Origin of the sequence: Burkholderia sp. AU4i, assembly GCF_000466765.1 — a bacterium.
Taxonomy (GTDB): Bacteria; Pseudomonadota; Gammaproteobacteria; order Burkholderiales; family Burkholderiaceae; genus Burkholderia; species Burkholderia cepacia.
In genome coordinates, this window is record NZ_ASSI01000386.1 from 1 (window position 1) to 3,753 (window position 3,753).

General features: G+C 67.0%; 5 protein-coding genes. All 5 read left to right on the top strand.

Translation table 11 applies throughout. From position 1 onward, the window contains the following. Nucleotides 1-613, top strand: a 613-nt coding sequence (gene thiE, locus L810_RS42915; protein ID WP_042978413.1) for a thiamine phosphate synthase, incomplete at its 5' end; no start/stop codon positions are given. Nucleotides 614-697: 84 nt separating this feature from the next. After that, a complete protein-coding gene (locus L810_RS42920; RefSeq protein WP_006477138.1) occupies nucleotides 698-1,519 on the top strand; it encodes an ABC transporter ATP-binding protein in 822 nt (273 codons plus the stop codon). After that, on the top strand, nucleotides 1,516-2,283 hold the full coding sequence (gene mlaE / locus L810_RS42925; RefSeq protein ID WP_021164333.1) for a lipid asymmetry maintenance ABC transporter permease subunit MlaE: 768 nt from the start codon (nucleotides 1,516-1,518) through the stop codon (nucleotides 2,281-2,283). Before L810_RS42920 ends, mlaE begins: the two co-directional genes overlap by 4 nt. Nucleotides 2,284-2,313: 30 nt before the next feature. Next, a complete protein-coding gene (gene mlaD, locus L810_RS42930; protein ID WP_042978414.1) occupies nucleotides 2,314-2,877 on the top strand; it encodes an outer membrane lipid asymmetry maintenance protein MlaD in 564 nt (187 codons plus the stop codon). A 31-nt stretch (nucleotides 2,878-2,908) separates the two neighbouring features. Then, nucleotides 2,909-3,753 (top strand): MlaA family lipoprotein (locus L810_RS42935; protein ID WP_042978415.1); only part of this gene is annotated, 845 nt, incomplete at its 3' end.

Genomic DNA, 3,753 nt, shown 5'->3' on the forward strand with positions numbered 1-3,753 from the left:
GCTCGGCCTCTATCCGGTCGTGCCGGACGCCGAATGGGTCGAGCGCGTGCTCGATTGCGGTGTGCGGACCGTGCAACTGCGCGTGAAAGGCGCGACGCCGGACACGTTGCGGCGGGAAATCGCACGTGCGGTCGCGGCCGGGCGCCGCCATCCCGATGCGCGCGTGTTCATCAACGATCACTGGCAGATCGCCGTGGAAGAGGGGGCGTACGGCGTTCATCTGGGCCAGGAAGACCTCGAAACGGCCGATCTGGCCGCGATCGCGCGCGCAGGCCTGCGGCTCGGACTTTCGAGCCACGGTTATTACGAAATGTTGCGCGCATTGCACGAGCGCCCGAGCTACCTCGCGCTCGGCCCCGTATTTGCGACCGCGACCAAGGCCGTCGCCGCGCCGCCGCAGGGCCTGGCGCGGATTGCTCGCTATGCGCGCTTCGCGGGGGCGCGTGCGCCGCTCGTCGCGATCGGCGGGGTGGGGCTCGACGCGCTGCCGGCCGTGCTGGCGACGGGTGTCGGCAGTGTCGCGGTGGTCAGTGCGGTGACGGGCGCGGCCGACTATCGGGCTGCCGTTGTTGCATTGCAGCAATGTTTTCCCGGACAATTTGACAATCATTGACCGCAGGGCCCGGAACGGCGTCACGACATCATTCCAATGCAGGCCCTATAATTCGGCGTTCTGCGTAAAAGGACTGTCAGCTCCGTGAGCCCCACTCCTACCGAGACCCTGCTGGAACTTCGCGACGTCGACTTTGGCTACGGCGACCGCCTCGTCCTGTCCAACCTGAACCTGCGCTTCGGGCGTGGGCAGGTCGTCGCGGTCATGGGCGGGTCGGGTTGCGGCAAGACGACCGTGCTGCGCCTGATCGGCGGCCTCGTGCGTGCGCGCCGCGGCCAGGTGCTGTTCGACGGCGCCGATGTCGGCGCGCAAACGCGCGATGGCCTCTATGCGCTGCGCCGCAAGATGGGCATGCTGTTCCAGTTCGGCGCGTTGTTCACCGACATGTCGGTGTTCGAGAACGTCGCGTTCGCGCTGCGCGAGCATACCGACCTGCCCGAAGACCTGATCCGCGACCTCGTGCTGATGAAGCTCAACGCGGTCGGGCTGCGCGGTGCGCGCGACCTGATGCCGTCCGAGGTGTCGGGCGGGATGGCGCGCCGCATCGCACTGGCGCGCGCGATCGCGCTCGATCCGCAGCTCATCATGTACGACGAGCCGTTCGCCGGCCTCGATCCGATCTCGCTCGGCATCACCGCGAACCTGATCCGCACGCTGAACCAGGCGCTGGGTGCCACGTCGATCCTGGTCACGCACGACGTGCCGGAATCGTTCGCGATCGCCGACTACGTGTATTTCCTGGCCAACGGCGGCGTGCTCGCGCAGGGTACGCCCGACGAGCTGCGCGCGTCGACCGATCCGAGCGTGCGGCAGTTCATCGACGGCGCGCCGGACGGCCCGTTCAAATTTCATTACACGAGCCCGCCGCTGGCGGCGGATTTCGGGCTCGGCGGAGGGCGCGCATGATCAGCGCGATCGGACGTTACGTCATCGGCGGCCTCGAGCGCGCGGGCTACGGCACGCGTCTGTTCGTGCGCCTCGTGCTGGAATTCTTCCCGCTGCTGCGCCGGCCGCGGCTGGTCACGAAGCAGATCCACTTCCTCGGCAACTATTCGTTCGTGATCATCGCCGTGTCGGGCCTGTTCGTCGGCTTCGTGCTCGGCCTGCAGGGGTACTACACGCTGAACCGCTACGGTTCCGAGCAGGCGCTCGGCCTGCTGGTCGCGCTGTCGCTCGTGCGCGAGCTCGGGCCGGTCGTTACCGCGCTGCTGTTCGCGGGCCGCGCGGGCACGTCGCTCACGGCCGAGATCGGTCTGATGAAAGCCGGCGAGCAGCTCACCGCGCTCGAGATGATGGCGGTGGACCCGATCAAGAACGTGATCGCGCCGCGCCTGTGGGCGGGCATCATCGCGATGCCGCTCCTGGCCGCGATCTTCAACGCGGTCGGCGTGCTCGGCGGTTACTTCGTCGGTGTCGTGCTGATCGGCGTCGATCCGGGTGCGTTCTGGTCGCAGATGCAGGGCGGGGTCCAGGTCTGGGCCGACGTCGGCAACGGCGTGATCAAGAGCATCGTGTTCGGGTTCGCCGTGACCTTCATTGCACTGTTTCAAGGGTATGAAGCGAAGCCCACGCCCGAGGGCGTGTCGCGCGCGACGACCAAGACGGTCGTGTTCGCGTCGCTCGCCGTACTCGGCCTCGATTTCCTGCTGACCGCGCTGATGTTCAGCTAAGCCTCAGCCAAGCCAAATTTTGGGATGACGATGAAAAAGACTGCTCTCGACTTCTGGGTCGGCCTGTTCGTGGTGGTGGGCTTCCTTGCGGTGCTGTTCCTGGCGCTGAAGGTCGGCAACATGAGCTCGTTTTCGTTTCAGCCGACCTACTCGGTGAAGATGAAATTCGACAATATCGGCGGCCTGAAGCCGCGCGCGGCCGTGAAGAGCGCGGGCGTCGTGGTCGGCCGCGTGAAGGCGATCGGTTTCGACACGAACACGTACCAGGCGCTTGTCACGATCGATGTCGACGGCCAGTATCAGTTCCCGAAGGATTCGTCGGCGAAGATCCTGACGTCGGGCCTGCTCGGCGAGCAATATATCGGCCTCGATCCGGGCGGCGACACCGAAATGCTGAAGTCGGGCGATACGATCACGATGACGCAATCGGCGATCGTCCTCGAGAACCTGATCGGCCAGTTCCTTTACAGCAAGGCCGCCGATGCGGGCGGTGCGAAGCCGGCAGCCGGCGCGCCGGCCGCGCCTGCACCGGTGGCGGTGCCGGCGTCGGCGGTGTCCGCCGCGTCCGCCGCGTCCGGTTCCGCGGCCCAATAACCACACGAGAGATTAGAAGAGGGTAATGACCATGCAGACGATCCGCATCAGGCACGCCGCGCTGGCGATAGCGGCAGTCGCCGCGTTGAGCGGCTGCGCGACCGTGCAGACGCCGACCAAGGGCGATCCGCTCGAAGGCTTCAACCGGACGATGTACAAGTTCAACGACACGGTCGATACGTATGCGCTGAAGCCGGTCGCGAAGGGCTACCAGTACGTGGTGCCGCAGCCGGTTCGCGACAGCGTGACGAACTTCTTCTCGAACATCGGCGACGTCTACATCGCGGCGAACAACATCGTGCAGCTGCGGATCGCGGACGGCGTCGGCGACATCATGCGCGTCGTGATCAATACGGTGTTCGGCGTCGGCGGCCTGTTCGACGTCGCGACGATCGCGAAGCTGCCGAAGCACACGGCCGACTTCGGGATCACGATGGGCCGCTACGGCATGCCGTCGGGTCCGTATCTGGTGCTGCCGCTGCTCGGCCCGAGCACGCTGCGCGACACGGCCGGCCTGGGCGTCGACTACGTCGGCAACCCGCTCACCTACGTGAAGCCGGATGGCCTGAGCTGGGGCCTGTTCGGCGTCAACCTCGTCAACACGCGTTCGAACCTGCTCGGCGCGGGCGACGTGCTGGATGCCGCGGCACTCGACAAGTATTCGTTCGTGCGTAACGCGTACCTGCAGCGCCGCCAGATGCTGATCAGCAACGCGCGCGGCGAGGCGGCCGCGACGTCGAGCAACGACGCGCTGCCGAAGTACGACCTGCCGGACGACGGCGCGGCACCGGCGGCAGCCGGCGCGGCCGGAACGGCGGGCGCGGCAGCGGTGGGCGGCGCGACGGCGCCGGCAGGCGCATCGGGCGCGGCCGAATC